The sequence below is a fragment of the Escherichia sp. E1V33 genome (assembly GCF_004211955.1).
Lineage (GTDB): Bacteria > Pseudomonadota > Gammaproteobacteria > Enterobacterales > Enterobacteriaceae > Escherichia.
In genome coordinates this window covers 146,947-172,601 of sequence record NZ_RHJI01000002.1, presented here as the reverse complement: position 1 = coordinate 172,601, position 25,655 = coordinate 146,947, and the positions used below count along the sequence as shown (strand labels likewise).

Genomic DNA, 25,655 nt, shown 5'->3' with positions numbered 1-25,655 from the left:
CGCGGGGTGTGCATAATACGCTTTCCCGCTACAGAGTCAAGCATTTTTTCGCTTTTCTCTGTCGGAATTCTCAGGAGAATCCCGCTGACCCGGCGGCTTGTTTGCCGTTGTTCCGTGTCAGTGGTGGCGCATTATAGGGAGTTATTCTGAGCTGACAAGAGGAAATTTAAAATAATTTTCCGAATGCGCGTTTTTTCAGCAAAACACCTGTAAGCGTGCCATAAAACAAGCAATTTGCCGTTTTTGCAACCGCAATCACACTTCCAGGTGGCATACTAAAGAGGAATAAAAAGAAAAAGGAAGATAAGTAATGCCTTTAAGCGCACAACAGTTAGCTGCACAGAAAAACCTTTCATATGTTCTGGCTGAGAAGCTGGCACAACGAATCTTAAAAGGTGAATACGCACCTGGCACCATTTTGCCAGGTGAAATTGAACTGGGTGAGCAATTTGGTGTGAGTCGTACTGCAGTACGCGAAGCGGTTAAAACATTAACGGCAAAAGGGATGGTTTTACCGCGTCCGCGAATTGGTACCCGGGTCATGCCACAATCCAACTGGAACTTTCTTGATCAGGAATTGCTCACATGGTGGATGACAGAAGAGAACTTTCATCAGGTCATTGATCACTTTCTGGTTATGCGTATCTGTCTGGAGCCGCAAGCCTGTTTACTGGCTGCAACGGTAGGAACAGCAGAACAGAAGGCGCATCTCAACACGCTAATGGCTGAAATGGTTGCATTAAAAGATAACTTTCGCCGAGAACGTTGGGTTGAGGTCGATATGGCCTGGCATGAGCACATCTATGAAATGAGCGCCAATCCGTTTTTGACCTCTTTCGCCTCGCTATTCCATTCGGTTTATCACACTTACTTCACGTCAATAACCAGCGACACCGTGATAAAGCTGGATCTGCACCAGGCGATCGTCGATGCGATTATCCAAAGCGATGGCGACGCGGCATTTAAAGCTTGTCAGGCGCTACTACACACTCCGGATAATTGATAACCAGACAAAGGGACATTGAATGAGCGAGAAAAAGAAGCGCAGTATGGCGGGTTTGCCATGGATTGCGGCGATGGCTTTCTTCATGCAGGCACTTGATGCCACTATCCTGAATACTGCCCTACCCGATATCGCTCATAGTCTTAATCGCTCCCCTCTTGCTATGCAATCAGCCATCATCAGTTACACGCTGACGGTGGCGATGCTTATTCCGGTCAGCGGATGGCTGGCCGATCGCTTCGGCACGCGCCGCATTTTTACCATTGCTGTTAGCTTGTTCACGTTGGGTTCTCTGGCCTGCGCACTCTCAAACTCGCTGCCACAACTGGTTGTCTTCCGTGTTATTCAGGGGATAGGCGGCGCAATGATGATGCCGGTCGCTCGCCTGGCGTTACTACGCGCATACCCTCGCAATGAACTCCTCCCTGTACTGAATTTTGTCGCCATGCCGGGTCTGGTTGGGCCGATTTTAGGGCCTGTTCTTGGGGGCATGTTGGTCACCTGGGCAACATGGCACTGGATCTTTTTAATCAATATTCCTATTGGTATTGCGGGCCTTCTCTACGCTCGCAAACATATGCCTAACTTCACCACAGCACGTCGAAAATTTGATATCACTGGTTTCTTACTGTTTGGTCTTAGCCTTGTGCTCTTCTCAAGTGGAATCGAGCTGTTTGGTGAGAAAATTGTTGAAACCCGGATTGCCTTGACGGTCATTGTGGCCAGCATAGTGTTACTGCTTCTCTATATTCTCCATGCCCGACGCACACAAAACCCATTAATCTCATTAGATTTATTTAAAACCCGCACTTTCTCGATCGGTATCGTAGGCAATATCGCAACCCGTCTGGGGACTGGCTGTGTACCGTTTCTTATGCCATTGATGTTACAGGTAGGATTTGGTTATCAGGCGTTTATTGCCGGCTGCATGATGGCACCGATAGCGTTAGGCTCCATTATTGCGAAATCGATGGTTACGCAGGTTTTACGGCGTCTGGGCTATCGCCATACGTTAGTTGGAATTACGGTGATTATTGGTCTGATGATCGCCCAGTTCTCATTGCAATCTCCGGCAATGGCGATATGGATGCTAATTTTGCCGTTGTTTATTTTAGGGATGGCGATGTCGACGCAATTTACCGCTATGAATACCATAACACTTGCCGATCTGACAGATGACAACGCCAGCAGCGGTAACAGTGTTCTGGCTGTCACGCAACAGTTGTCGATCAGTTTAGGCGTAGCCGTTAGCGCAGCCGTTCTTCGCGTTTATGAAGGGATGGAAGGCACGACGATTGTCGAACAATTCCACTATACGTTTATTACGATGGGGATTATTACGGTTGCTTCAGCAGCGATGTTCATGCTCCTGAAGGCAACTGATGGTAATAATTTGATTAAACGTCAGCAAAAATCTAAGCCGAGCCGCGCGCCATCAGAACAGGAGTAAGTTGTAATCGTTGTTGCTGTAAGGTTGGCTGCGCCATTCGGTGGATGAGCACATCAATCGCCAGCTCTCCCAGTTCATCTTTCGGTTGATGGATAGTGGTGAGCGGTGGCGTCATAAAGCTTGCCAGTTCAATATCGTCATACCCAATCACCGCAATATCCTGCGGGACATGCAATCCAGCCTGATACAACGCCTGGTAAACCCCCACTGCCATTGCGTCATTTCCGGTAAAGACCGCCTGAGGACGCAGAGGATGCAACAACAGCTGTCGCATCGCGTCAAACCCGCCGTTAAATTCAAAATCGCCAATCACTTCATAGCCATCGGGAATGTCGAGGCCAGCACGTTTCATCGCCGCCCGATAACCTTCCAGCCGCAAACGTGCAGGCGTTTTATCCAGAGGCCCGGTAATACAGGCTATACGAGTATGGCCTTTGTCGATCAGATATTGCGTTGCTAAATCGCCTCCCAGCAATGAGTTATCCTGAATGAGATCGCTGTCGCCATCGAACGGCGCCCAGTCCATCATCACGGTAGGCACTGTCGGATAACGTTGCATGATTTCACGCGAAGGCTGATGCGTTTCGGTGCAGAGTAACAGCAAGCCATCAACACGCTTTTGCATCAACGTTTCCAGATTACGATTCATTCGCTGCTCATCGCCTTCGGTATTACAAAGGACAAGACTATAACCGCGTTCGAAGCAGCTGCGTTCAACACCACGCACCAGTTCAGAATAGAAAGGATTGGTACTGGCGGTGATCAACATGCCAATGGTATGTGTTTGATTAAGCTTGAGGCTACGCGCCAGGGCTGATGGCGCGTAATTGAGTTCTTTAATCGCCGCTTCAACTTTGGCGGTAATCGCTTCACTGACGAAGCGATCTTTATTGATGACGTGAGAAACTGTTGAGGTAGAAACGCCCGCCAGGCGGGCAATATCTTTCATTGTAGCCAAGGCGTCACCTCTGCCTGTCTAAAAACGCGTCAATCTCTTTACGCCACGGTACTGACGGTTGTGCGCCTTTACGCGTTACGGCAATAGCAGCGGCGGCATGAGCAAAACGAATCGCCTCTGGCAACGGTTTTTCTTCCAGCAACGCCGTGATTAACGCGCCGTTAAAGGTATCTCCGGCAGCAATGGTGTCAACTGCCTGAACACGAAAACCGGGAACGCGCTGACCTTCGCCATTCATGCTAGCCCACACGCCACGACTCCCTAAGGTAATCAGGACAGTACGGATACCTTTCTCATGCAGTACCTGCGCAGCTTTCGCCGCATCTTCATCATTTTCAACACGAATGCCGGTAAGTTTTTCCGCTTCCGTTTCGTTTGGCGTAATGATGTCCACCAGCGCCAGCAATTCATCGGGTAATTCGCGAGCCGGAGCCGGGTTAAGCGCAACGATAGTCTTATTTTGATGGGCAATTTTCGCTGCTGCCATCACACTTTCGAGTGGTGATTCCAGCTGCATTAATAATGCTGAGGCATTCGCAATACGCTCGCGTTGCGCTTCTACCAGCACAGGGGAAAGGGCAGCGTTAGCTCCGGAATGAATACCGATGACGTTCTCGCCTTCACCATTAACAAAAATCAACGCCACACCAGTTGATTCACCTTTGATCACGCTTACAGGTGAAATATCAATGTTATCGGTGGCTAGCTGCTGACGAACACTCTCGCCAATACTGTCATCGCCAGTGCAGGCAATAAACGAGATATTCGCGCCGCTACGCCCTGCAGCCACAGCCTGATTCGCACCTTTGCCGCCAAATGCGACTTGATAGTGGTTACCGGTTACGGTTTCGCCTGGAGTAGGAAAAGATTGAAGATTAAGGATATGGTCAGCATTAATGCTGCCAAGAACAACGAGGCTGCCTGCGTTTTGCATATTCGGGATGTCCATAAAATGCGCCACCGGGTTAGGGTGGCGCGTGCCCTGCTTTTCTTTATATTACACGTTCATCTGTCGATGACGTATTGATGCCACTATCAGGTTATAAAACCTGACTAAGACTACTGCTTAACAACCAGTTTCAGATCAACCGGATATTTCGCCTGAACTTTTTCGCCTTTCAGAACTTTATCAGCGGTTTCGACACCTTTCGCGCCAATCTGATCGGGTAACTGAGCGATAGTCGCTGCCAGTTTGCCATCATTTACTGCTTTTTCGCCATCAGGTGTACCGTCAAATCCGACGACCATCACATCTGATTTACCAGCAGTTTGCAGTGCACGCAGTGCGCCCAGCGCCATTTCATCGTTCTGCGCGAACACAGCCTGCACATCCGGATGAGCGGTCAACAGGTTCTGCATTACGTTCAAACCTTTAGTGCGGTCGAAGTCTGCCGGCTGGCTGGCCAGGACGTTAAATTTGTGAGCAGCAACAGCCTGCTGAAAACCTTCACCACGTTCACGAGCTGCGGATGTACCGGCAATACCTTGCAGTTCGATAACTTTTGCACCTTCGCCAGCTTTCTTCGCGATGTAATCACCTGCGATTTTACCGCCCAGTACGTTGTCAGAAGCAATATGGCTAACCACTTCGCCTTTCGTTGCCTGACGGTCAAGGGTGATAACCGGGATATTCGCCTGGTTTGCCATCTTCACGGCGTTACCCACCGCGTCGGAGTCGGTCGGGTTAATCAGCAGAATTTTGGTGCCGCGAACGGTTAAGTCCTGCACGTTCGCCAGCTCTTTTGCCGGGTTGTTCTGAGAATCCAGCACCACCAGGTTATAGCCGAGTTTATCCGCCTCTTTCTGCGCACCATCTTTCAGCGATACAAAGAACGGGTTATTGAGCGTGGAAACCACCAGCGCAATGGTGTCTTTTGCCATTGCATTCGCACTAACGGTGGCGCTTAGCGCAACAGCAGAAACCAGGGTAGCCAGTTTTTTCATGTTCATATTCAAGATGTCCTGTAGTCGTTATTACTGTTTTTTGTTGTCTACCAGCACCGCCAGCAAAATCACCACAGCTTTGACGATCATCTGGTAATAGGAGGAAACACCTAACAAATTCAAACCATTATTAAGGAAGCCAAGAATTAATGCGCCGATCAACGTCCCAACAATGCGACCTTTACCGCCCGCCAGACTTGTACCGCCCAGAACCACTGCCGCAATGGCATCCAGTTCATAGCCAGTCCCCGCAGTCGGTTGGGCGGAGGAGAGACGCGCCACTTCAATGATCCCGGCCAGCGATGCCAGCAGACCACAAAGAGAATAGACGATGATTTTGATTTTATTGACGTTGATACCAGAAAGACGCGTTGCCGCTTCGTTGCCGCCCAGCGCGTAGATATAACGCCCCAGACGCGTGTGATGCAGCATGTACCAGGCCGCGAGGAAGACAATCCCCATAATCCACACTGGCGTAGGTACGCCCAGCGGACGACCAATACCGAACCAGCCAAACAGATCGGCGTTCTCGGTAAAGCCTGTATTCACCGGGCTACCGTTGGTGTAAACCATGGTCACACCGCGCAGTAAAAGCATCATAACCAGCGTAGCGATAAACGCCTGGACGCGACCTTTCGCCACAATCACTCCGGTTACCGCACCAATTGCGGCACCTAACGCGAGAGCGGCAGCGACAGCCACCAGCGCATTGACTTCAATGCCGACGATAGATGCAGCAACTGCGCCGGTCAGCGCCAACAGAGAACCTACCGATAAGTCGATGCCCGACGTCAGGATCACCAGCGTCATCCCGACCGCCATAATGGCGTTCACCGAGGTTTGCTGGAGAATGTTGAATAAGTTATTGATGGTGAAAAAGTTTGGACTTAACGTCGAGACAATCGCGATCAGCACCAGCAGAGCGATAAGCGATTTCTGCTCCATCAGCCACGCTTTCGTGAAATAACGGCGACCAGAGACAGTCTGGGTTGTCATTTTTTTACTCCTGATTCACGCGATTAAGCTTGCCCACAGCGGCAGCCATTAACACTTCCTGGGTGGCCTGCTCACGAGTAAATTCCCCGCTGAGATGCCCTTCATGCATGACGATGATGCGATCGCTCATGCCTAATACTTCTGGCATCTCCGATGACACCAGAATGATGCTCAAGCCATCGGCTTTGAACTGGTTAATCAGTTGATAGATCTCTTTTTTCGCGCCGACATCTACGCCACGGGTAGGTTCATCAAGGATAAGCACTTTTGGGCGCGTCATCAGGCCACGGGCAATCGCCACTTTTTGCTGATTGCCGCCGGAGAGCAGACCAATTGCCTGTTCCATTGACGGCGTTTTCACATTAAACAGACGAATGAAATCACTCACTGCCTGCTGTTCATCGGCATGCTTCAAACTGCCGCCAGTACGGCTGAAGTAGCGCAGCGCAGTCAGCGACATATTTTCTTTTACTGACATGCCCAGTACTAAACCGTCGCGTTTACGGTCTTCAGAGATATACACAATGCCGTTTGCCAGGCCATCCTGCGGCGAACGGGTAATAACTTCATGCCCATCCAGCGTGACATAGCCGCTAGTGCGCGGCAGTGCGCCATAGAGCACTTTCATCAATTCGGTACGCCCCGCCCCCATCAAACCAGAGACGCCAAGGATTTCGCCATTGCGTAGGGTAAAAGAGACGTTGTTAACACCAGGTCCGCAGAGATTATCTACTTTCAGGCGGATATCTCCCGGCGCTTTGTCCAGGTGTGGATATTGATCTTCCAGTTTGCGGCCCACCATCATCTCAATCAGCGAATCTTCGGTCAGTGATGCCACTTCACGCTCGGCAATAAATTGCCCGTCACGAAAAACGGTAACGTCATCGCAAATCTCGAAGATTTCTTTCATACGGTGAGAAATATAGACAATGCCGCGGCCTTGCGATTTCAGTTCGCGGATGACGCGGAACAGGGATTCGGTTTCGGTATCGGTCAGCGCATCGGTCGGTTCATCCATAATGATGACTTTCGACTCAAAGCTCAGCACTTTGGCGATTTCAACCATTTGCTGGTCACCGATGGAAAGATCGCCCACCAGCTTGTCGCTTTTAAAACGCAGGTTAAGTTTAGCCAGCAATTTATCCGCTTCGGCATACATGTTTTTCCAGTCAATTTTGCCAAAGCGATTAACAAACTCACGACCGAGGAAAATGTTTTCCGCAATGGTCAACTGCGGGATCAGGTTCAGTTCCTGGTGGATAATACCAATGCCAGCTTCCTGGGAGGATTTTGGCCCGGTAAACGTCGTTTCTTTACCCAACCATAAAAGCGTACCGGCATCACGACTATAGATGCCAGTAAGCACTTTCATCATGGTGGATTTACCCGCGCCGTTTTCGCCTACCAGCGCCATCACGCGGCCCGGATAGACATTTAACGCGGCGCCCGAGAGGGCTTTTACGCCCGGAAAGGCTTTATCAATACCTTTAAGCTGTAGTAATGCTTCCATGACGGCCTCAGAACGTCACGCCAGCACAGAGAATGATATTCGCATACGGAGAACATTCTCCGCTGCGAATTACCGCCTGACTTTCTGCGGTTAGTTGTTTGAATTGTTCATGCGTGGTGTAACGAATTTCAATGGTGTTTCCCTGGTGTTGTTGCAGCTGCTCAAGGTGAGTGAGCAACGTTTCGTGGAGTTGCGGATTATGTTGTTTGATCTCTTCCGCAATAATGGCTGCCTCAACCTGCATTTCACTCGTAACAACTCCCAGCACCTGCATAAAAGAAGGCACGCCCTGGGTTAATGCCATATCGATACGCGTTGTACTTTTTGGGATGGGTAAACCAGCATCACACACCACCAGCGTATCGGTATGCCCCAGACGGGAGATCACCGACGAAATATCAGAATTAAGAACGGCGCCTTTTTTCATTTTTTTCTCCATCAGCGAAACGTTTCGCTGACCAGCAGTTTAATCCTGACAGAGCAGAGAAAACCATCGCAACGTTACTGAAATGTGATCAACATCGAAACGTTTTACATCGTGATTAAGCATGAAAAACAAAAACGCCCCCTTTATGGAGAAAGGAGGCGTCTGGCGTTAGATTTCGACCTGAGTACCCAGTTCAATAACCCGGTTTGGTGGGATTTCAAACTGATCCGGTGCGCGCAGTGCATTACGCTGCAACAGCAAGTACAGTTTGCCACGCAAACGTAAGTACCACGGGCGTTTACCGAGGATCAGCGACTCATGGGACATAAAGAAGGAGGTTTCCATCATCCGACAACTTAACCCTTCCAGGCCACAGCGGTGGAAAACTTCTTCCACGTTTGGCGTTTCCCGCCAGCCGTAACTTGCCACCACGCGCCAGAAAGTGGGCGACAGTTGTTCAATCTGTACCCGACGAACGTTATGGACATATGGCGCGTCTTCGGTACGCAGAGTTAACAGAATCACCCGCTCATGCAATACCTTGTTATGTTTCAGGTTATGCATCAGAGCAAAGGGAATGACATTGATTGCACGCGACATATACACCGCGGTTCCGGGAACACGAACGGGCGGTGATTTCTCCAGCGAAGCAATCATCGCTTCCAGAGAATTACCATGTTCGTGCATCCGCCGCAGCAGGCGGAAACGCTCGCTTTTCCAGGTGGTCATCACGATAAACATCACCGTACCGAGGCTCAATGGCAACCAGCCGCCGGAGAGCAGTTTATCGAGGTTAGCGGTGAATAGCGGAATATCGACACAAAGGAAAGCAATCAGGATCAGCGCAACAAAATACTTATTCCAGTGCCAGTTCTGACGCGCCACGGTAGTCGAAAGAATAGACGTCAGTACCATCGTTCCGGTCACCGCAATCCCATACGCCGCAGCCAGGTTACTGGAATGCTCAAAGCTAACAATCACAATCACAACTGCGACATAGAGCATCCAGTTCACAAACGGTATGTAGATTTGCCCTGACTCCATTTCTGAAGTGTGAATGATGCGCATCGGCGACAGATATCCCAGACGTACCGCCTGACGCGTCAACGAGAAGACGCCAGAGATAACCGCCTGCGAAGCTATTACCGTCGCCAGTGCGGCGATGATCAGCAGCGGGATCAGCGCCCAGTCCGGTGCTAACAGAAAGAATGGGTTCTTAATTGCTTCCGGGTTCTTTAACAACAGCGCTCCCTGGCCGAAGTAATTAAGGGTTAAGGAAGGCAATACGACGGTGAACCACGCCAGACGAATCGGGAACTTACCAAAGTGCCCCATATCGGCATACAGCGCCTCGACACCAGTAATCGACAGCACCACCGCCCCTAATGCAATAAAAGAAACGGTTTTATATTCAAGGAAGAAATGCACCGCCCACATCGGATTCAGCGCATGCAGCACTTCCGGGTTAGCAATAATGCTACGTAACCCTAGTCCTGCCAGAATCAAAAACCAGGTCAGCATGATCGGCGCAAACAGTTTACCGACCATTGCCGTGCCATGTTTTTGAATCATAAACAGTAACGTGAGAACGATGATTGAGAGGGGAACTATCCAGGTATCCAGTTGCGGGGCGACGATTTCCAGACCTTCGATGGCAGACATCACCGAAATGGCGGGTGTTATGACGACTTCACCATAGAAAAAGCTGCCGCCGATTAGCCCCATAATCACTAACATTGAGGTCGTTCGAGCCGACGTATTACGCCCGGCAAGCGACATCAACGTCAGAATCCCCCCTTCTCCGGCGTTATCCGCGCGCATCACGAAGGTAAGATATTTGATGGAAACCACAAAGATTAACAGCCAGAAAATCAGCGATAAAAAGCCAAACACGGCATCGCGTTCAACGCCAAAACCAAACTGGCCGGACAAACATTCACGAAGTGTATATAACGGGCTGGTACCAATATCGCCGTAGACAACTCCAATCGCCGCGAGGGTAATCGCGGGCAACGATTGCTTATTATCAGTGCTCATAGACTAGTCTTTCGTTGAAATATGAAATGTGTGCGTAGTCCCTTGGCCCACAAAAAAGCGCTCAGTATGCACGATTAACGGCAAAATCGTACTCCTAAATGCGGCCACATTAACCTGGCTCAAAGAAAAATATCCCTTCTTTGAGACTATTTTTGCCACCAGCAAGAAACGTCTATACTCGCAATTTACGCAGAACTTTTGACGAAAGGACGCCACTTCATTATGGCTCACCCTCATTTATTAGCGGAAAGAATTTCCCGCCTGAGCAGCGCGCTGGAAAAGGGGCTTTATGAACGTAGCCACGCCATCCGCCTTTGTTTGTTAGCGGCATTAAGTGGTGAAAGCGTGTTCCTGCTTGGCCCGCCAGGTATTGCTAAAAGTTTGATCGCCCGGCGCTTAAAATTTGCCTTCCAGAATGCGCGCGATTTTGAATATCTGATGACCCGCTTCTCCACCCCGGAAGAAGTTTTTGGCCCCCTTTCCATTCAGGCGTTAAAAGATGAGGGACGCTATGAACGCTTAACCAGCGGTTACCTGCCAGAAGCGGAAATCGTCTTTCTGGATGAGATCTGGAAAGCGGGCCCGGCAATTCTTAATACCCTGCTCACCGCCATTAACGAACGCCAGTTCCGCAACGGCGCACACGTAGAAAAAATCCCGATGCGCTTGCTGGTGGCGGCCTCCAACGAATTGCCAGAAGCAGACAGCAGCCTGGAAGCATTATATGACCGCATGCTGATTCGACTGTGGTTAGATAAAGTGCAGGATAAAGCGAATTTCCGCTCCATGCTAACCAGTCAACAAGATGAAAATAACAATCCGGTTCCTGCCGCCTTGCAGGTCACAGATGAAGAATATGAACGCTGGCAGAAAGAGATTGGTGAAATTACGCAGCCCGATCATGTATTTGAGCTGATTTTTACGCTACGTCAGCAACTGGATAAATTACCGGATGCGCCATACGTCTCCGATCGTCGCTGGAAAAAAGCGATCCGTTTATTACAAGCCAGCGCCTTTTTTAGTGGTCGCAGTGCTGTTGCCCCGGTTGATCTTATCTTGCTGAAAGATTGCCTGTGGTATGACGCGCAAAGCCTGAATTTGATTCAACAACAGATTGACGTATTGATGACCGGTCACGCATGGCAACAGCAAAGTATGTTGACGCGTCTGGGCGCGATTGTGCAGCGTCGCCTGCAACTCCAGCAGCAACAAAGCGATAAAACAGCCTTAACGGTAATTCGTCTGGGCGGTATTTTCAACCGTCGTCAGCAGTATCAACTTCCAGCCGACTTAACCGCGTCCACGCTGACTCTACTGCTGCAAAAACCATTAAAACTGCACGACATGGAAGTGGTTCATATTTCCTTTGAGCGCAGCGCGCTGGAACAGTGGTTGAACAAAGGCGGTGAAATTCGCGGCAAACTGAACGGTATCGGTTTTGCCCAGAAACTGAATCTGGAAGTTGATAGCGCCCAACATCTTGTCGTTCGCGATGTAAGTTTACAAGGCAGTACGCTGGCACTTCCCGGTTCATCGGCTGAAGGTCTGCCAGGGGAAATAAAACAACAACTGGAAGAGCTTGAAAGCGACTGGCGCAAGCAACACGTTTTATTTAGCGAACAGCAAAAATGTCTGTTTATCCCTGGCGACTGGTTAGGTCGCATTGAAGCCAGCCTACAGGATGTCGGCGCCCAGATTCGCCAGGCGCAACAATGCTAACTCTGGATACGCTTAATGTGATGCTGGCCGTCAGCGAAGAGGGATTGATCGAAGAGATGATCATCGCGCTGTTGGCCTCACCGCAGCTGGCGGTCTTCTTTGAAAAATTTCCGCGCCTCAAGGTGGCAATCACTGATGATGTTCCTCGCTGGCGTGAGGTGCTGCGCAGTCGGCTGAAAGATGCGCGAGTCCCGCCGGAACTCACCGAAGAGGTGATGTGCTATCAGCAAAGCCAGCTCCTCTCCACGCCGCAGTTTATTGTGCAGCTACCACAGATCCTGGACTTACTGCATCGTCTGAATTCTCCATGGGCAGAACAAGCCCGACAGTTGGTTGATGCTAACAGCACGATCACTTCAGCGTTACACACACTTTTTCTCCAGCGTTGGCGTTTAAGTCTGATCGTGCAAGCAACGACGTTAAATCAACAGTTATTAGAAGAAGAACGCGAACAACTGTTGAGCGAAGTTCAGGAACGCATGACATTAAGCGGACAGCTCGAACCAGTTCTGGCGGATAACAACACCGCGGCCGGTCGTCTATGGGATATGAGCGCCGGTCAGCTTAAACGCGGCGACTATCAGTTGATTGTGAAATACGGTGAATTTCTTAACGAACAGCCGGAACTGAAGCGTCTGGCGGAACAGCTGGGACGTTCGCGGGAGGCCAAATCAATACCGCGCAACGATGCGCAGATGGAAACCTTCCGCACCATGGTGCGCGAACCGGCGACCGTTCCTGAGCAGGTTGATGGCCTGCAACAAAGCGATGATATTTTACGCCTTCTTCCGCCGGAACTGGCGACACTGGGTATCACTGAACTGGAATATGAATTTTATCGTCGGCTGGTGGAAAAACAGTTGCTCACCTATCGCCTGCACGGTGAATCATGGCGTGAAAAAGTGATCGAACGCCCGGTGGTACATAAAGATTACGACGAACAGCCGCGCGGGCCGTTTATTGTCTGCGTGGATACTTCCGGCTCAATGGGTGGTTTTAATGAACAGTGTGCGAAAGCGTTCTGCCTGGCATTGATGCGCATAGCCCTCGCTGAAAATCGACGCTGCTATATTATGTTATTTTCCACCGAGATCGTTCGTTACGAGCTTTCAGGCCCACAAGGTATTGAACAAGCGATCCGCTTTTTAAGTCAGCAGTTTCGTGGCGGCACCGATCTTGCCAGTTGTTTTCGCGCTATTATGGAGCGATTGCAAAGTCGGGAATGGTTTGACGCCGATGCGGTGGTGATTTCTGATTTTATCGCCCAGCGGTTGCCTGACGACGTGACGAGTAAAGTGAAAGAGTTGCAGCGGGTACATCACCATCGCTTTCATGCCGTGGCGATGTCAGCACATGGCAAACCCGGCATCATGCGCATTTTCGATCATATCTGGCGCTTTGATACCGGGATGCGAAGCCGCCTGCTCAGACGCTGGCGGCGATAAATTATTACAGCAGAGAAGGGACGCTCTCGCGAACAGCAGCTGGCCATACACCACACTGAACCTGACCAATATGTGGCAGTTGCAGCAGCAGCATGGTCAAACGAGACTGGCCGATACCGCCGCCAATGGTTTGCGGCATTTCACCACGCAGCAGCGCCTGATGCCATTCCAGCTGCAGACGATCTTCATCCCCGGTCAGCGCCAGTTGATGCTTCAGCGTGTTGGCATCCACGCGGATCCCCATGGAAGAAAGCTCAAACGCATCTTCCAGTACCGGGTTCCACACCAGAATATCGCCGTTCAGCCCTGCATGTCCCAGCTCTGACGGAGTGCTCCAGTCATCATAATCCGGTGCGCGTACGTCGTGACGATGACCATCGCTCAGCTTGCCGCCAATCCCGACAAGGAATACCGCGCCAAGATCTTTCGCAATCGCCCGCTCACGCCCTTTGGCGTCGAGATCCGGATAACGAGACAGTAATTCCTGGCTGTGTACGAAGTGGATCTGATCCGGCAGGAACGGTGCCAGACCAAACTCTTCGCTAACAGCAGCTTCGGTTGCTTTAATTCCCGCCCAGATCGCCTCTACTGTGCTTTTCAAAGTGGAGAATTGACGCTCACCGTCGCCCATTACGCGTTCCCAGTCCCACTGGTCAACATAGACCGAGTGCAGCGGGGAAAGACGGTCTTCATCGGGGCGAAGGGCTTTCATGTGCGTGTACAGCCCTTCGCCCACGCTGAAGTCGTGTTGCCCTAATGTCTGACGTTTCCACTTCGCCAGTGAATGAACCACTTCGAACTGGGCATCAGGCAGAGCTTTCACTTTTACCTGTACCGCTTTTTCACAGCCCGACAAGTTATCCTGCGTGCCATCCCCCACACGGCTAAGAATAGGCGCCTGGACTTCGATAAGCCCTAAGCGTTCTTCCAGTTGACGAGAAAAGTGAGATTTCACGAAGCTAATTTGACGTTGTTTGGCAATGTAAGCGGTTTTCATTTTTTATACTCCTGCGTCCTGTTGAATATGATTAAGCAACAGAAACCGGCACGTATGCAATATTCATTCAATAAAAAGCCTTACTCACTTTTGATTCATTAAAAAAGAAAGCTAAAATAGAATTAATCATCAATTCACATAAGAAAATCCTATGGAAAATTATCTGATCGACAATCTGGACCGCGGCATCCTGGAAGCGCTAATGAGCAATGCACGCACCGCTTACGCCGAACTGGCGAAACAATTTGGCGTAAGCCCGGGGACAATTCACGTTCGTGTAGAGAAAATGAAGCAGGCGGGGATCATTACCGGGGCGCGTATTGATGTTAGCCCGAAGCAGCTCGGTTATGACGTAGGCTGTTTTATCGGCATTATCCTGAAGAGCGCAAAAGACTATCCTTCCGCGCTGGCGAAGCTGGAAAGTCTCGACGAAGTCACCGAAGCCTATTACACAACTGGCCACTACAGCATCTTTATCAAAGTGATGTGCCGCTCGATCGACGCCCTCCAGCATGTACTTATCAACAAGATCCAAACAATTGATGAAATTCAGTCCACTGAGACATTGATCGTCCTGCAGAACCCGATCATGCGTACCATCAAGCCATGAGCGGCTTTTTTAATCCCATACTTTTCCACAGGTAGATCCCAACGCGTTCACAGCGTACAATACGCCACTCTTAATAAAGGTGGCGGTTTATGGCAGATATCACTCTTATCAGCGGCAGCACCCTCGGCGGTGCCGAATATGTAGCAGAACACCTGGCTGAAAAGCTGGAAGAGGCGGGTTTTACCACCGAAACGCTGCACGGTCCGCTGTTAGAAGATTTATCTGCCTCTGGGATCTGGCTGGTTATCAGCTCAACCCACGGTGCCGGAGACATTCCGGACAACCTTTCTCCTTTCTATGAAGCATTGCAGGAGCAAAAGCCCGATCTTTCTGCGGTACGCTTTGGCGCAATTGGTATTGGCAGTCGTGAATACGACACCTTTTGTGGGGCTATCGATAAACTCGAGGCAGAACTCAAAAATTCCGGTGCAAAACAGACAGGCGAAACACTGAAGATCAACATACTTGATCACGACATTCCTGAAGATCCGGCAGAAGAATGGCTGGGATCGTGGATTAATTTACTCAAATAAGTATACAGATCGTGCGATCTACTGTGGATAACTCTGGTAGGAAGCTTGGATCAACCGGTAGTTATCCAAAGAACAACTGTTGTTCAGTTTTTGAGTTGTGTATAACCCCTCATTCTGATCCCAGCTTATACTGTCCAGGATCACCGATCATTCACAGTTAATGATCCTTTCCAGGTTGTTGATCTTAAAAGCCGGATCCTTGTTATCCACAGGGCAGTGCGATCCTAATAAGAGATCACAATAGAACAGATCTCTAAATAAATAGATCTTCTTTTTAATACCCAGGATCCCGGGTCTTTCTCAAGCCGACAAAGTTGAGTAGAATCCACGGCCCGGGCTTCAATCCATTTTCATACCGCGTTATGCGAGGCAATCACCATGTTTTATCCGGATCCTTTTGACGTCATCATCATTGGCGGGGGTCATGCAGGCACCGAGGCCGCGATGGCCGCGGCGCGTATGGGTCAACAGACTCTGCTTTTGACACACAATATCGACACTCTGGGGCAGATGAGCTGCAACCCAGCGATCGGCGGTATTGGGAAGGGACATCTGGTAAAAGAAGTGGATGCACTCGGCGGTCTGATGGCGAAAGCGATCGATCAGGCTGGTATCCAGTTTAGGATACTAAACGCCAGCAAAGGGCCGGCGGTTCGCGCCACCCGAGCTCAGGCGGATCGCGTGCTCTATCGTCAGGCAGTACGCACGGCGCTCGAGAACCAACCGAATCTGATGATCTTCCAGCAGGCGGTTGAGGATCTTATTGTCGAAAACGATCGCGTAGTCGGCGCTGTCACCCAGATGGGTCTTAAGTTCCGTGCTAAAGCGGTCGTGCTCACTGTTGGGACTTTCCTTGACGGTAAAATTCATATCGGTCTGGATAACTACAGCGGTGGTCGTGCTGGCGATCCGCCGTCCATTCCGCTCTCACGCCGTTTGCGTGAGCTTCCATTGCGCGTTGGTCGTCTGAAAACCGGAACGCCGCCGCGTATTGATGCACGCACTATCGACTTCAGCGTGCTGGCGCAACAGCATGGCGATAACCCAATGCCGGTGTTCTCATTCATGGGCAATGCGGCCCAGCATCCCCAGCAGGTGCCGTGTTATATCACCCATACCAATGAGAAAACCCATGACGTGATCCGCAGTAACCTTGATCGCAGCCCAATGTACGCAGGGGTGATCGAAGGTGTTGGCCCACGCTACTGCCCGTCGATCGAAGACAAAGTCATGCGCTTCGCCGACAGAAATCAGCATCAGATCTTCCTTGAACCGGAAGGGCTGACGTCAAACGAAATTTATCCGAACGGTATCTCCACCAGCCTGCCGTTCGATGTGCAGATGCAAATTGTCCGCTCCATGCAGGGGATGGAAAACGCGAAGATCGTCCGTCCGGGTTATGCCATTGAGTATGACTTCTTCGATCCGCGCGACCTGAAACCGACGCTGGAGAGCAAGTTTATCCAGGGTCTGTTCTTTGCCGGGCAGATTAACGGCACTACCGGTTACGAAGAAGCCGCTGCGCAAGGTTTGCTGGCCGGTCTTAACGCTGCCCGTTTGTCCGCAGACAAAGAAGGCTGGGCACCTGCGCGTTCCCAGGCATATCTTGGCGTGCTGGTGGATGACCTCTGCACGCTGGGTACCAAAGAACCGTACCGTATGTTTACCTCCCGCGCAGAATATCGTTTGATGCTGCGCGAAGATAACGCGGATCTCCGTCTGACCGAAATCGGTCGTGAACTGGGCCTGGTGGATGACGAACGCTGGGCGCGCTTTAACGAGAAGCTTGAGAATATCGAGCGTGAACGTCAGCGTCTGAAGTCAACCTGGGTAACGCCTTCGGCGGAAGCTGCAGCCGAAGTGAATGCTCACCTGACTGCGCCGCTTTCCCGTGAAGCCAGTGGTGAAGATCTGCTGCGTCGTCCGGAAATGACTTATGAAAAATTAACCACGCTGACGCCGTTTGCCCCTGCGTTGACAGACGAACAGGCGGCGGAACAGGTTGAGATTCAGGTTAAATACGAAGGTTATATCGCGCGCCAGCAAGATGAGATCGAAAAGCAGCTGCGTAACGAGAACACCCTGCTACCAGCGACGTTGGATTACCGCCAGGTATCCGGTCTTTCTAACGAAGTGATCGCCAAACTAAACGATCACAAACCGGCCTCTATCGGCCAGGCTTCGCGTATTTCTGGCGTCACGCCTGCGGCTATTTCCATTCTGCTGGTGTGGCTGAAAAAACAGGGTATGCTGCGTCGTAGCGCATAACGCATTAAAAATGCCTGGTAAGCACCCGCTTACCGGGCAACGCATCAAGAACAGGTAATCACCGTGCTCAACAAACTCTCTTCACTGCTGAAAGACGCAGGAATTTCGCTTACCGATCACCAGAAAAATCAGCTTATCGCCTACGTAAATATGCTGCATAAATGGAATAAGGCGTACAACCTGACCTCGGTCCGCGATCCTAACGAGATGCTGGTACGCCATATTCTCGACAGCATTGTCGTTGCACCATATCTGCAAGGTGAGCGTTTTATAGACGTGGGAACCGGACCGGGGCTGCCTGGCATACCGCTTTCCATCGTGCGTCCTGAAGCCCATTTCACGCTGCTGGATAGCCTCGGTAAACGTGTGCGTTTCCTTCGTCAGGTGCAACATGAACTGAAACTGGAAAACATTGAACCGGTACAGAGCAGGGTAGAAGAGTTTCCGTCAGAGCCGCCATTTGATGGCGTAATTAGCCGCGCTTTTGCGTCTTTGAACGATATGGTGAGCTGGTGCCACCATCTGCCTGGTGAGCAAGGCCGTTTCTACGCACTGAAAGGGCAAATGCCGGAAGATGAAATCGCTTTGTTGCCCGAAGAATATCAGGTCGAATCAGTGGTTAAACTTCAGGTTCCAGCCCTGGATGGCGAACGTCATCTGGTGGTGATTAAAGCAAATAAAATTTAATTTTTATCAAAAAAATCATAAAAAATTGACCGGTTCGACTGTTAACAACAACCAGGTTTTTTACTGATATAACTGGTTACATCTAACGCCACGTTCACTCTTTTGTATCAATGAAGTAACGTGGCTTTTTTTGGTAAGCAGAAAATGGGTCATTAGTGAAAATATCAGCCTGCTAAAAATTGGCGCTAAGAACCATAATTGGCTGTTAAAATTTTATTAAGAATGTCAATGGTTGGTTTTTGTTGTGTAAATGCTATTTATGAAAACAGTATCTGTTTTTAGACTGAAATATCAGAAGCTTGCAATGGCATCATTTGCCAAGTAAATAAATATGCTACGGGTGAACATGCTCGATATGTGATCTGAAGCACGCTTTACCTCTAGTGTTTACGCGTTATTTACAGTTTTTCATGATCCACCACGGTTAGCAGAAAAGTCGCAATTGTATGCACTGGGAAAATATTTAAACATTTATTCACCTTTTGGCTACTTATTGTTTGAAATCACGGGGGCGCACCGTATAATTTGACCGCTTTTTGATGCTTGACTCTAAGCCTTAAAGAAAGTTTTATACGACACGCGGCATACCTCGAAGGGAGCAGGAGTGAAAAACGTGATGTCTGTGTCGCTCTTGAGTCGAAACGTTGCTCGGAAGCTTCTGCTCGTTCAGTTACTGGCGGCGATAGCAAGTGGATTGCTGTTCAGCCTCAAAGACCCCTTCTGGGGCGTCTCTGCGTTAAGTGGAGGCCTGGCAGTCTTTCTGCCTAACGTTTTGTTTATGATATTTGCCTGGCGTCACCAGGCGCATACACCAGCGAAAGGCCGGGTGGCCTGGACGTTCGCTTTCGGCGAAGCTTTCAAAGTTCTGGCGATGTTGGTGTTACTGGTGGTGGCGTTGGCGGTTTTAAAGGCGGTATTCTTGCCGCTGATCGTTACGTGGGTTTTGGTGCTGGTGGTTCAGATACTGGCGCCGGCTGTAATTAACAACAAAGGGTAAAAGGCATCATGGCTTCAGAAAATATGACGCCGCAGGATTACATAGGACACCACCTGAATAACCTTCAGCTGGACCTGCGTACATTCTCGCTGGTGGATCCGCATAACCCCCCAGCCACCTTCTGGACAATTAACATTGACTCCATGTTCTTCTCGGTGGTGCTGGGTCTGTTGTTCCTGGTTTTATTCCGCAGCGTAGCCAAAAAGGCAACCAGCGGCGTGCCAGGTAAGTTTCAGACCGCGATTGAGCTGATAATCGGCTTTGTTAATGGTAGCGTGAAAGACATGTACCATGGCAAAAGCAAGCTGATTGCTCCGCTAGCCCTGACGATTTTCGTCTGGGTGTTCCTGATGAACCTGATGGATTTACTGCCTATCGATCTGCTGCCGTACATTGCTGAGCATGTACTGGGTCTGCCAGCACTGCGTGTGGTTCCGTCTGCGGACGTGAATGTAACGCTGTCTATGGCACTGGGCGTATTTATCCTGATTCTGTTCTACAGCATCAAAATGAAAGGCGTCGGCGGCTTCACGAAAGAGTTGACGCTGCAGCCGTTCAATCACTGGGCGTTCATCCCTGTCAACTTAATCCTTGAAGGGGTAAGCCTGCTGTCCAAACCAGTTTCACTCGGTTTGCGACTGTTCGGTAACATGTACGCTGGTGAGCTGATTTTCATTCTGATTGCTGGTCTGTTGCCGTGGTGGTCACAGTGGATCCTGAATGTGCCGTGGGCCATTTTCCACATCCTGATCATTACGCTGCAAGCCTTCATCTTCATGGTTCTGACGATCGTCTATCTGTCGATGGCGTCTGAAGAACATTAATTTACCAACACTACTACGTTTTAACTGAAACAAACTGGAGACTGTCATGGAAAACCTGAATATGGATCTGCTGTACATGGCTGCCGCTGTGATGATGGGTCTGGCGGCAATCGGTGCTGCGATCGGTATCGGCATCCTCGGGGGTAAATTCCTGGAAGGCGCAGCGCGTCAACCTGATCTGATTCCTCTGCTGCGTACTCAGTTCTTTATCGTTATGGGTCTGGTGGATGCTATCCCGATGATCGCTGTAGGTCTGGGTCTGTACGTGATGTTCGCTGTCGCGTAGTAAGCGTTGCTTTTATTTAAAGAGCAATATCAGAACGTTAACTAAATAGAGGCATTGTGCTGTGAATCTTAACGCAACAATCCTCGGCCAGGCCATCGCGTTTGTCCTGTTCGTTCTGTTCTGCATGAAGTACGTATGGCCGCCATTAATGGCTGCCATCGAAAAACGTCAAAAAGAAATTGCTGACGGTCTTGCTTCCGCAGAACGAGCACATAAGGACCTTGACCTTGCAAAGGCCAGCGCGACCGACCAGCTGAAAAAAGCGAAAGCGGAAGCCCAGGTAATCATCGAGCAGGCGAACAAACGCCGCTCGCAGATTCTGGACGAAGCGAAAGCTGAGGCAGAACAGGAACGTACTAAAATCGTGGCCCAGGCGCAGGCGGAAATTGAAGCCGAGCGTAAACGTGCCCGTGAAGAGCTGCGTAAGCAAGTTGCTATCCTGGCTGTTGCTGGCGCCGAGAAGATCATCGAACGTTCCGTGGATGAAGCTGCTAACAGCGACATCGTGGATAAACTTGTCGCTGAACTGTAAGGAGGGAGGGGCTGATGTCTGAATTTATTACGGTAGCTCGCCCCTACGCCAAAGCAGCTTTTGACTTTGCCGTCGAACACCAAAGTGTAGAACGCTGGCAGGACATGCTGGCGTTTGCCGCCGAGGTAACCAAAAACGAACAGATGGCAGAGCTTCTCTCTGGCGCACTGGCGCCAGAAACGCTCGCCGAGTCGTTTATCGCAGTTTGTGGTGAGCAACTGGACGAAAACGGTCAGAACCTGATTCGGGTTATGGCTGAAAATGGTCGTCTTAACGCGCTCCCGGATGTTCTGGAGCAGTTTATTCACCTGCGTGCCGTGAGTGAGGCTACCGCTGAGGTAGACGTCATTTCCGCTGCCGCACTGAGTGAACAACAGCTCGCGAAAATTTCTGCTGCGATGGAAAAACGTCTGTCACGCAAAGTTAAGCTGAATTGCAAAATCGATAAGTCTGTAATGGCAGGCGTTATCATCCGAGCGGGTGATATGGTCATTGATGGCAGCGTACGCGGTCGTCTTGAGCGCCTTGCAGACGTCTTGCAGTCTTAAGGGGACTGGAGCATGCAACTGAATTCCACCGAAATCAGCGAACTGATCAAGCAGCGCATTGCTCAGTTCAATGTTGTGAGTGAAGCTCACAACGAAGGTACTATTGTTTCTGTAAGTGACGGTGTTATCCGCATCCACGGCCTGGCCGATTGTATGCAGGGTGAAATGATCTCCCTGCCGGGTAACCGTTACGCTATCGCACTGAACCTCGAGCGCGACTCTGTAGGTGCGGTTGTTATGGGTCCGTACGCTGACCTTGCCGAAGGCATGAAAGTTAAGTGTACTGGCCGTATCCTGGAAGTTCCGGTTGGCCGTGGCCTGCTGGGCCGTGTGGTTAACACTCTGGGTGCACCAATCGATGGTAAAGGTCCGCTGGATCACGACGGCTTCTCTGCTGTAGAAGCAATCGCTCCGGGCGTTATCGAACGTCAGTCCGTAGATCAGCCGGTACAGACCGGTTATAAAGCCGTTGACTCCATGATCCCAATCGGTCGTGGTCAGCGTGAATTGATCATCGGTGACCGTCAGACCGGTAAAACCGCACTGGCAATCGATGCCATCATCAACCAGCGCGATTCCGGTATCAAATGTATCTATGTCGCTATCGGCCAGAAAGCGTCCACCATTTCTAACGTGGTACGTAAACTGGAAGAGCACGGCGCACTGGCTAACACCATCGTTGTGGTAGCAACCGCGTCTGAATCCGCTGCACTGCAATACCTGGCACCATATGCTGGTTGCGCAATGGGCGAATACTTCCGTGACCGCGGTGAAGATGCGCTGATCATTTACGATGACCTGTCTAAACAGGCTGTTGCTTACCGTCAGATCTCCCTGCTGCTCCGTCGTCCGCCAGGACGTGAAGCATTCCCGGGCGACGTATTCTACCTCCACTCTCGTCTGCTGGAGCGTGCTGCGCGTGTTAACGCCGAATACGTTGAAGCTTTCACCAAAGGTGAAGTGAAAGGGAAAACCGGTTCTCTGACCGCGCTGCCGATTATCGAAACTCAGGCGGGTGACGTTTCTGCGTTCGTTCCGACCAACGTAATCTCCATTACCGATGGTCAGATCTTCCTGGAAACCAACCTGTTCAACGCCGGTATTCGTCCTGCGGTTAACCCGGGTATTTCCGTATCCCGTGTTGGTGGTGCAGCACAGACCAAGATCATGAAAAAACTGTCCGGTGGTATCCGTACCGCTCTGGCACAGTATCGTGAACTGGCAGCGTTCTCTCAGTTTGCATCCGACCTTGACGATGCAACACGTAAGCAGCTTGACCACGGTCAGAAAGTGACCGAACTGCTGAAACAGAAACAGTATGCGCCGATGTCCGTAGCGCAACAGTCTCTGGTTCTGTTCGCAGCAGAACGTGGTTACCTGGCGGATGTTGAACTGTCGAAAATCGGCAGCTTCGAAGCCGCTCTGCTGGCTTACGTCGACCGTGATCACGCTCCGTTGATGCAAGAGATCAACCAGACCGGTGGCTACAACGACGAAATCGAAGGCAAGCTGAAAGGCATCCTCGATTCCTTCAAAGCAACCCAATCCTGGTAACGTCTGGCGGCTTGCCTTAGGGCAGGCCGCAAGGCATTGAGGAGAAGCTCATGGCCGGCGCAAAAGAGATACGTAGTAAGATCGCAAGCGTCCAGAACACGCAAAAGATCACTAAAGCGATGGAGATGGTCGCCGCTTCCAAAATGCGTAAATCGCAGGATCGCATGGCGGCCAGCCGTCCTTATGCAGAAACCATGCGCAAAGTGATTGGTCACCTTGCACACGGTAATCTGGAATATAAGCACCCTTACCTGGAAGACCGCGACGTTAAACGCGTGGGCTACCTGGTGGTGTCGACCGACCGTGGTTTGTGCGGTGGTTTGAACATTAACCTGTTCAAAAAACTGCTGGCGGAAATGAAGACCTGGACCGACAAAGGCGTTCAATGCGACCTCGCAATGATCGGCTCGAAAGGTGTGTCGTTCTTCAGCTCCGTGGGCGGCAATGTTGTTGCCCAGGTCACCGGCATGGGGGATAACCCTTCCCTGTCCGAACTGATCGGTCCGGTAAAAGTGATGTTGCAGGCCTATGACGAAGGCCGTCTGGACAAGCTTTACATTGTCAGCAACAAATTTATTAACACCATGTCTCAGGTTCCGACCATCAGCCAGCTGCTGCCGTTACCGGCATCAGATGATGATGATCTGAAACATAAATCCTGGGATTACCTGTACGAACCTGATCCGAAGGCGTTGCTGGATACCCTGCTGCGTCGTTATGTCGAATCTCAGGTTTATCAGGGCGTGGTTGAAAACCTGGCCAGCGAGCAGGCCGCCCGTATGGTGGCGATGAAAGCCGCGACCGACAATGGCGGCAGCCTGATTAAAGAGCTGCAGTTGGTATACAACAAAGCTCGTCAGGCCAGCATTACTCAGGAACTCACCGAGATCGTCTCGGGGGCCGCCGCGGTTTAAACAGGTTATTTCGTAGAGGATTTAAGATGGCTACTGGAAAGATTGTCCAGGTAATCGGCGCCGTAGTTGACGTCGAATTCCCTCAGGATGCCGTACCGCGCGTGTACGATGCTCTTGAGGTGCAAAATGGTAATGAGCGTCTGGTGCTGGAAGTTCAGCAGCAGCTCGGCGGCGGTATCGTGCGTACCATCGCAATGGGTTCCTCCGACGGTCTGCGTCGCGGTCTGGATGTAAAAGACCTCGAACACCCGATCGAAGTCCCGGTAGGTAAAGCGACTCTGGGCCGTATCATGAACGTACTGGGTGAACCGGTCGACATGAAAGGCGAGATCGGTGAAGAAGAGCGTTGGGCGATTCACCGCGCAGCACCTTCCTACGAAGAGCTGTCAAACTCTCAGGAACTGCTGGAAACCGGTATCAAAGTTATCGACCTGATGTGTCCGTTCGCTAAGGGCGGTAAAGTTGGTCTGTTCGGTGGTGCGGGCGTAGGTAAAACCGTAAACATGATGGAGCTTATTCGTAACATCGCGATCGAGCACTCCGGTTACTCTGTGTTTGCGGGCGTAGGTGAACGTACTCGTGAGGGTAACGACTTCTACCACGAAATGACCGACTCTAACGTTATCGATAAAGTATCCCTGGTGTATGGCCAGATGAACGAGCCGCCGGGAAACCGTCTGCGCGTTGCTCTGACCGGTCTGACCATGGCTGAGAAATTCCGTGACGAAGGTCGTGACGTACTGCTGTTCGTTGACAACATCTATCGTTACACCCTGGCCGGTACGGAAGTATCCGCACTGCTGGGCCGTATGCCTTCAGCGGTAGGTTATCAGCCGACTCTGGCGGAAGAGATGGGCGTTCTGCAGGAACGTATCACCTCCACCAAAACCGGTTCTATCACCTCCGTACAGGCAGTATACGTACCTGCGGATGACTTGACTGACCCGTCTCCGGCAACCACCTTTGCGCACTTAGACGCAACCGTGGTACTGAGCCGTCAGATCGCGTCTCTGGGTATCTACCCGGCCGTTGACCCGCTGGACTCCACCAGCCGTCAGCTGGACCCGCTGGTGGTTGGTCAGGAACACTACGACACCGCGCGTGGCGTTCAGTCCATCCTGCAACGTTATCAGGAACTGAAAGACATCATCGCCATCCTGGGTATGGATGAACTGTCTGAAGAAGACAAACTGGTGGTAGCGCGTGCTCGTAAGATCCAGCGCTTCCTGTCCCAGCCGTTCTTCGTGGCAGAAGTATTCACCGGTTCTCCGGGTAAATACGTCTCCCTGAAAGACACCATCCGTGGCTTTAAAGGCATCATGGAAGGCGAATACGATCACCTGCCGGAGCAGGCGTTCTACATGGTCGGTTCCATCGAAGAAGCTGTGGAAAAAGCCAAAAAACTTTAACGCCTTA

Annotated in this window: 24 protein-coding genes; 16 read left to right on the top strand and 8 right to left on the bottom strand. The window is 50.8% G+C overall.

Annotation, left to right across the window (positions count from 1 at the left end; all coding sequences use genetic code 11):
- Positions 1 to 310: 310 nt before the first annotated feature.
- Positions 311 to 1,003 (top strand): FadR/GntR family transcriptional regulator, encoded by a 693-nt coding sequence (locus D9742_RS01780; RefSeq protein WP_130235785.1) that lies wholly within the window; start codon positions 311 to 313, stop codon positions 1,001 to 1,003.
- A 22-nt stretch (positions 1,004 to 1,025) separates the two neighbouring features.
- Complete coding sequence (mdtD, locus tag D9742_RS01775; RefSeq protein ID WP_130235784.1) at positions 1,026 to 2,453, top strand: multidrug transporter subunit MdtD; 1,428 nt, start codon at positions 1,026 to 1,028, stop codon at positions 2,451 to 2,453.
- Here mdtD and rbsR read toward each other — a convergent pair.
- The 7 genes from rbsR to kup all read right to left on the bottom strand — a co-directional run bounded on the left by rbsR (position 2,419) and on the right by kup (position 10,325).
- Positions 2,419 to 3,411, bottom strand: coding sequence for a ribose operon transcriptional repressor RbsR (gene rbsR, locus D9742_RS01770; RefSeq protein WP_130235783.1), 993 nt, complete (start codon positions 3,409 to 3,411; stop codon positions 2,419 to 2,421). The two genes, mdtD and rbsR, sit on opposite strands and share 35 nt — an antisense overlap.
- A 4-nt stretch (positions 3,412 to 3,415) precedes the next feature.
- Positions 3,416 to 4,345 (bottom strand): ribokinase, encoded by a 930-nt coding sequence (gene rbsK, locus D9742_RS01765; RefSeq protein ID WP_130235792.1) that lies wholly within the window; start codon positions 4,343 to 4,345, stop codon positions 3,416 to 3,418.
- Between the two features lie 125 nt (positions 4,346 to 4,470).
- Positions 4,471 to 5,361 (bottom strand): ribose ABC transporter substrate-binding protein RbsB, encoded by an 891-nt coding sequence (gene rbsB / locus D9742_RS01760; protein ID WP_001056273.1) that lies wholly within the window; start codon positions 5,359 to 5,361, stop codon positions 4,471 to 4,473.
- Between the two features lie 24 nt (positions 5,362 to 5,385).
- A complete protein-coding gene (gene rbsC / locus D9742_RS01755) occupies positions 5,386 to 6,351 on the bottom strand; it encodes a ribose ABC transporter permease (protein ID WP_000211858.1) in 966 nt (321 codons plus the stop codon).
- 4 nt (positions 6,352 to 6,355) lie between these two features.
- Positions 6,356 to 7,861: a ribose ABC transporter ATP-binding protein RbsA gene (gene rbsA, locus D9742_RS01750; protein ID WP_130235782.1), complete on the bottom strand. Its 1,506-nt coding sequence runs from the start codon at positions 7,859 to 7,861 to the stop codon at positions 6,356 to 6,358.
- Between the two features lie 7 nt (positions 7,862 to 7,868).
- Positions 7,869 to 8,288 (bottom strand): D-ribose pyranase, encoded by a 420-nt coding sequence (gene rbsD / locus D9742_RS01745; protein ID WP_130215072.1) that lies wholly within the window; start codon positions 8,286 to 8,288, stop codon positions 7,869 to 7,871.
- Between the two features lie 168 nt (positions 8,289 to 8,456).
- Positions 8,457 to 10,325 (bottom strand): low affinity potassium transporter Kup, encoded by a 1,869-nt coding sequence (kup, locus tag D9742_RS01740; RefSeq protein ID WP_000102319.1) that lies wholly within the window; start codon positions 10,323 to 10,325, stop codon positions 8,457 to 8,459.
- A 222-nt stretch (positions 10,326 to 10,547) separates the two neighbouring features.
- Here kup and ravA point away from each other — a divergent pair, with 222 nt between their 5' ends.
- Both ravA and viaA read left to right on the top strand, forming a co-directional pair.
- A complete protein-coding gene (ravA, locus tag D9742_RS01735; protein WP_130235781.1) occupies positions 10,548 to 12,044 on the top strand; it encodes an ATPase RavA in 1,497 nt (498 codons plus the stop codon).
- Positions 12,038 to 13,489, top strand: coding sequence for an ATPase RavA stimulator ViaA (gene viaA, locus D9742_RS01730; RefSeq protein WP_130235780.1), 1,452 nt, complete (start codon positions 12,038 to 12,040; stop codon positions 13,487 to 13,489). The genes ravA and viaA overlap by 7 nt, the downstream gene beginning before the upstream one ends.
- A gap of 4 nt (positions 13,490 to 13,493) precedes the next feature.
- Here viaA and asnA read toward each other — a convergent pair whose 3' ends face one another.
- Positions 13,494 to 14,486 carry an aspartate--ammonia ligase gene (gene asnA / locus D9742_RS01725; protein WP_130235779.1) on the bottom strand — a complete coding sequence of 331 codons (993 nt, stop codon included), beginning with the start codon at positions 14,484 to 14,486 and terminating at the stop codon, positions 13,494 to 13,496.
- 151 nt (positions 14,487 to 14,637) lie between these two features.
- Here asnA and asnC point away from each other — a divergent pair, with 151 nt between their 5' ends.
- The 12 genes from asnC to atpD all read left to right on the top strand — a co-directional run bounded on the left by asnC (position 14,638) and on the right by atpD (position 25,648).
- The gene (asnC, locus tag D9742_RS01720) at positions 14,638 to 15,096 is read left to right on the top strand and encodes a transcriptional regulator AsnC (protein WP_053292303.1); all 459 of its coding nucleotides are present in this window, start codon (positions 14,638 to 14,640) and stop codon (positions 15,094 to 15,096) included.
- An 89-nt stretch (positions 15,097 to 15,185) separates the two neighbouring features.
- A complete protein-coding gene (gene mioC, locus D9742_RS01715; RefSeq protein WP_000763742.1) occupies positions 15,186 to 15,629 on the top strand; it encodes an FMN-binding protein MioC in 444 nt (147 codons plus the stop codon).
- A 378-nt stretch (positions 15,630 to 16,007) separates the two neighbouring features.
- A complete protein-coding gene (gene mnmG, locus D9742_RS01705; protein WP_105285010.1) occupies positions 16,008 to 17,897 on the top strand; it encodes a tRNA uridine-5-carboxymethylaminomethyl(34) synthesis enzyme MnmG in 1,890 nt (629 codons plus the stop codon).
- Between the two features lie 63 nt (positions 17,898 to 17,960).
- On the top strand, positions 17,961 to 18,584 hold the full coding sequence (rsmG, locus tag D9742_RS01700; RefSeq protein ID WP_033804388.1) for a 16S rRNA (guanine(527)-N(7))-methyltransferase RsmG: 624 nt from the start codon (positions 17,961 to 17,963) through the stop codon (positions 18,582 to 18,584).
- A 616-nt stretch (positions 18,585 to 19,200) separates the two neighbouring features.
- Entirely contained in the window at positions 19,201 to 19,581 is a 381-nt protein-coding gene (gene atpI / locus D9742_RS01695) for a F0F1 ATP synthase subunit I (RefSeq protein ID WP_130235791.1), read from the top strand.
- 8 nt (positions 19,582 to 19,589) lie between these two features.
- On the top strand, positions 19,590 to 20,405 hold the full coding sequence (gene atpB / locus D9742_RS01690; protein WP_130235778.1) for a F0F1 ATP synthase subunit A: 816 nt from the start codon (positions 19,590 to 19,592) through the stop codon (positions 20,403 to 20,405).
- Between the two features lie 46 nt (positions 20,406 to 20,451).
- Positions 20,452 to 20,691 (top strand): F0F1 ATP synthase subunit C, encoded by a 240-nt coding sequence (gene atpE / locus D9742_RS01685; RefSeq protein ID WP_000429386.1) that lies wholly within the window; start codon positions 20,452 to 20,454, stop codon positions 20,689 to 20,691.
- Positions 20,692 to 20,752: 61 nt separating this feature from the next.
- Positions 20,753 to 21,223, top strand: a complete 471-nt coding sequence (atpF, locus tag D9742_RS01680) for a F0F1 ATP synthase subunit B (protein WP_001052219.1) — start codon at positions 20,753 to 20,755, stop codon at positions 21,221 to 21,223.
- A gap of 14 nt (positions 21,224 to 21,237) precedes the next feature.
- On the top strand, positions 21,238 to 21,771 hold the full coding sequence (gene atpH, locus D9742_RS01675; RefSeq protein ID WP_001288587.1) for a F0F1 ATP synthase subunit delta: 534 nt from the start codon (positions 21,238 to 21,240) through the stop codon (positions 21,769 to 21,771).
- 12 nt (positions 21,772 to 21,783) lie between these two features.
- Entirely contained in the window at positions 21,784 to 23,325 is a 1,542-nt protein-coding gene (gene atpA / locus D9742_RS01670; RefSeq protein WP_001176745.1) for a F0F1 ATP synthase subunit alpha, read from the top strand.
- Between the two features lie 50 nt (positions 23,326 to 23,375).
- Positions 23,376 to 24,239 (top strand): F0F1 ATP synthase subunit gamma, encoded by an 864-nt coding sequence (gene atpG / locus D9742_RS01665; protein ID WP_130235777.1) that lies wholly within the window; start codon positions 23,376 to 23,378, stop codon positions 24,237 to 24,239.
- Positions 24,240 to 24,265: 26 nt separating this feature from the next.
- Positions 24,266 to 25,648: a F0F1 ATP synthase subunit beta gene (gene atpD / locus D9742_RS01660; RefSeq protein WP_000190506.1), complete on the top strand. Its 1,383-nt coding sequence runs from the start codon at positions 24,266 to 24,268 to the stop codon at positions 25,646 to 25,648.
- The last annotated feature ends 7 nt before the right edge of the window (positions 25,649 to 25,655 follow it).